The following is a 2,900-nucleotide window of genomic DNA, read 5'->3' as shown; positions in this document are numbered from 1 at the left end:
CCCATACCTTGGTCAGTTCTGACAAGACCGTGGAGGAGTTGGTGGATGAGATAGAAGGAAAACTAGTCTAAATACACCCCGTAATTCCGGGTACTAAAATCGACACGTACATGCTCCTCAAGAGAGGTCGAGAGGGAGAGTCCTTTGAAATCGGCCTTCACAGGGAATCTTTTGTAATTCCGGTCCACCAGTACGGCAGTTTTAAGTTGCTTTAAAGGGGTTTCTAAAAAATGCTTTACCCCAAAGATGAGTGTGGTACCTGATTTCAGGACATCATCCACCAGAACTAAGGAGCGATCCTGGTATTCCGAGACTTTCAGCGAAGTGGTTACCGGGCTGGTCATTGGGTTCGCCTTGTCCATTCCCACCTTACAAAGCAAAATTTCAGCAGAACATATTTTTTCCAGGGCCCGCTTTATTTTTCGGGCAAAATCAAGGCCTCCTCCTTCAATACCTGCCAAAACAATATGGGATTCATCCACATTCGCCTCGTAGATCTGGTACGCAATCCGGTTGATCTTATGGAGGATTTGCTGATGGGTCAGGATTCTGTGGTCCATAGGTTTATTTCTTCTCAAATATAAAAAAGAGTTCACTTCCCTGGCGCGGTGTGATGGAATTTGTCGCGCGCTCCAGAACCTGAATATGGAAGTAGGGCGCAAACAATTGCTCGTATTCCTCCTTTGAACCTCCAAAGGGCGGGCCGTCCGAAGTTAAAGGGAAATCGAACAAAAGACCGGCGAGTTTTCCGCCTGGCCTTAGCAGGGCATTCATTTTTAGTGCGTATTGCGGCCTCAGCTGCGGAGGTAAAGCGCAGAAAAAAGTATGTTCGAGCACCAGGTCAAAAGGCCCGCCCTCAAAATCAAAAAAATCGGCTTCCACCAGGTATTCCGGGCGGAAAGAAGGCGGCAAACGCTTCTTTAAAGACTCCAGGGGGTAAGGCGCTATATCCAAAACCGTAAGTGAATCAAACCCGGATTCCGCGAGGTAAACGGCTTCATAACCCATGCCCGCTCCAGGCAGTAAAATGTTCAGGTCCTTATCCTTCAGCTGATCGATATATGCAGACAGAGGAGGGCTCACCATGCCCATATCCCATCCGGTTTTCCGGGCCTCATATCGCTCTTGCCAATACGCCTTATTCAGTTTCATCCCAGTAGTCGTCCAATTCCCGCCGATCTTTCTTAGTCGGTCGTCCCGTCCCCTTTTTTCTATAGTACTCCTTTGTGGACTGCATCAGTTTCTGATGTTCCAGGGCCTCTGCAGGGGTCGTATCCATTCTGTAGATATCTACTAGTTTGGCGCCAAGTCGCTGGGATGGGATGTCCAGGACCTTCAACTGGTAATGGATTTGATTCTTCCTTACCTGAATTTCGTCTGAAGGCATGACTTCCCGGGAAGCTTTAACCACCTGCTCCCCGATTCGAACGTGTCCTTTTCTACACGCTTCGGTAGCCTGATTCCGCGTTTTAAAATAGCGTGTACACCAGAGGTACTTGTCAATCCGCATGGCCCAATTCTTTGTTAAGGGATTCGCAAAAATAGGGGAAAATTGTATCTTGCGGCCTTTAATTGAAAGGCTATGTTGTGGAAGCGCTTTTGCGTAGTACTCGTTGGAGTCGGTTTGCTCTCCGGTTGTGGGGAAGATGATGGGATCGATGTAGAAATCGTTCCGCCCAGGGATCTCGAAGAGGTGGCCATTGAAAACGATGCCGAAATACGAGAGTATTTGCAGTCCCATTTCTACAACTATGAGGAATTTGAGAATCCGCCCGCCGATTTTGATTTTAAAATTTCCGTAGATACACTTGCGGGTGAAAATGCGGGTAAAATTCCGCTTATCGACCAGGTGCAGAGTATTGAAATCACCGTCACCAGTGGGGAGTTGGCTCTGGAAGACCAACCTGATGTAGACCATACCTTGTACTATCTTATTGCCCGGGAGGGGATGGATGAAAACCCCACTGTTGCAGATTCTGCCTTCCTGACCTATCGCGGTACCTTGTTGGATGACCGGGATTTTGACGGTTCCTTTTCCCAACCCGTTTGGTTTGATCTCGCCCGGATACAGGGTCCGCTTCAGGGGGCCCGGGGTTTTACCGAGGGGATGCCCTTTTTTAATGCCTCCGGGGGAATTACAACCAATCCTGATGGAACTGTGGCCTCTATTGACGGGGGAGTGGGAATGATCATTATGCCTTCAGGCCTGGGGTATTTTAATGCAGCGCCTACCAATGCGATACCCAACTACAGTCCCCTGATCTTTTTTGTAGAGCTTTTTAGCATAGACGAGACCGACCACGATGAGGACGGAATTCCCTCTATCATGGAAGATCTGGATGGAGACGGATATTTATATAACGACAACACCAACGAGGAGCAGGAACGCGAGACCATTGGAGGGGTGCTTCGGGTAAACTTTCTGGATCCGGATGACGATGGGGATGATGTGCCAACGCGGGATGAGATAATTATCAACCCGGACGGGACGCTCGAATTCCCGGATTCAAACGGCAATGGTACGCCCGACTATCTGGACGACACTTTTCCAGAATCTTAGTCCCATTTTTATCGTTTTTAAAAGGTGTTTTTCCTTCGGGGATTACCTGCCTGCTCGCGATTTAAGAGCAGCGCGTATCAGGCACCCATACAGGAATAGTTATTAAATAGTCCCTGATCGCGGTAACCCCTGAAACGCTTTAGAATTTATAGGAAAGCCCGAGTATCAATTGGGTAGGGCGGGTATCCAGGCGTAAACCTTCAATTTCCCCACCGATAAGATCGACGTAGTTTGGGCTGAGTCCGCGCTCATATCGCAGGTCTATCCCAATTTTACCTAGGTTTACACCCCCTCCAATCTGAAACCCGACGGTAAATTCATTTTCCACATCGCCCAGATC

Annotated in this window: 4 protein-coding genes and 1 pseudogene; 1 reads left to right on the top strand and 4 read right to left on the bottom strand. The window is 48.6% G+C overall.

Annotation, left to right across the window (positions count from 1 at the left end; all coding sequences use genetic code 11):
- Window positions 1-62 precede the first annotated feature (62 nt).
- From WBV75_RS09100 to WBV75_RS09090, 3 genes are read right to left on the bottom strand one after another with little or no spacing between them, the layout of a single operon-like run.
- A complete protein-coding gene (locus WBV75_RS09100; protein WP_424120310.1) occupies window positions 63-560 on the bottom strand; it encodes a phosphoribosyltransferase family protein in 498 nt (165 codons plus the stop codon).
- Between the two features lie 4 nt (window positions 561-564).
- On the bottom strand, window positions 565-1,152 hold the full coding sequence (locus WBV75_RS09095; RefSeq protein ID WP_424120309.1) for a methyltransferase domain-containing protein: 588 nt from the start codon (window positions 1,150-1,152) through the stop codon (window positions 565-567).
- Window positions 1,139-1,510: an RNA-binding S4 domain-containing protein gene (locus WBV75_RS09090; protein WP_424120308.1), complete on the bottom strand. Its 372-nt coding sequence runs from the start codon at window positions 1,508-1,510 to the stop codon at window positions 1,139-1,141. The genes WBV75_RS09095 and WBV75_RS09090 overlap by 14 nt, the downstream gene beginning before the upstream one ends.
- A gap of 72 nt (window positions 1,511-1,582) precedes the next feature.
- Here WBV75_RS09090 and WBV75_RS09085 point away from each other — a divergent pair, with 72 nt between their 5' ends.
- Entirely contained in the window at window positions 1,583-2,560 is a 978-nt protein-coding gene (locus WBV75_RS09085; RefSeq protein ID WP_424120307.1) for an FKBP-type peptidyl-prolyl cis-trans isomerase, read from the top strand.
- A 139-nt stretch (window positions 2,561-2,699) separates the two neighbouring features.
- On the opposite strand, the pseudogene WBV75_RS09080 reads toward WBV75_RS09085, so the two are convergent.
- Window positions 2,700-2,900: pseudogene (locus WBV75_RS09080) on the bottom strand (hypothetical protein); the annotation flags it as partial.

The organism is Robiginitalea sp. (assembly GCF_049588695.1).
GTDB lineage: Bacteria > Bacteroidota > Bacteroidia > Flavobacteriales > Flavobacteriaceae > Robiginitalea.
This window is presented reverse-complemented; position numbering and strand designations above follow the sequence as displayed.

Coding starts and splice junctions, on each gene's coding strand:
- WBV75_RS09100 (WP_424120310.1), bottom strand. CDS start 560: ATGGACCACAGAATCCTGACCCATCAGCAAATCCTCCATAAGATCAAC.
- WBV75_RS09095 (WP_424120309.1), bottom strand. CDS start 1,152: ATGAAACTGAATAAGGCGTATTGGCAAGAGCGATATGAGGCCCGGAAA.
- WBV75_RS09090 (WP_424120308.1), bottom strand. CDS start 1,510: ATGCGGATTGACAAGTACCTCTGGTGTACACGCTATTTTAAAACGCGG.
- WBV75_RS09085 (WP_424120307.1), top strand. CDS start 1,583: ATGTTGTGGAAGCGCTTTTGCGTAGTACTCGTTGGAGTCGGTTTGCTC.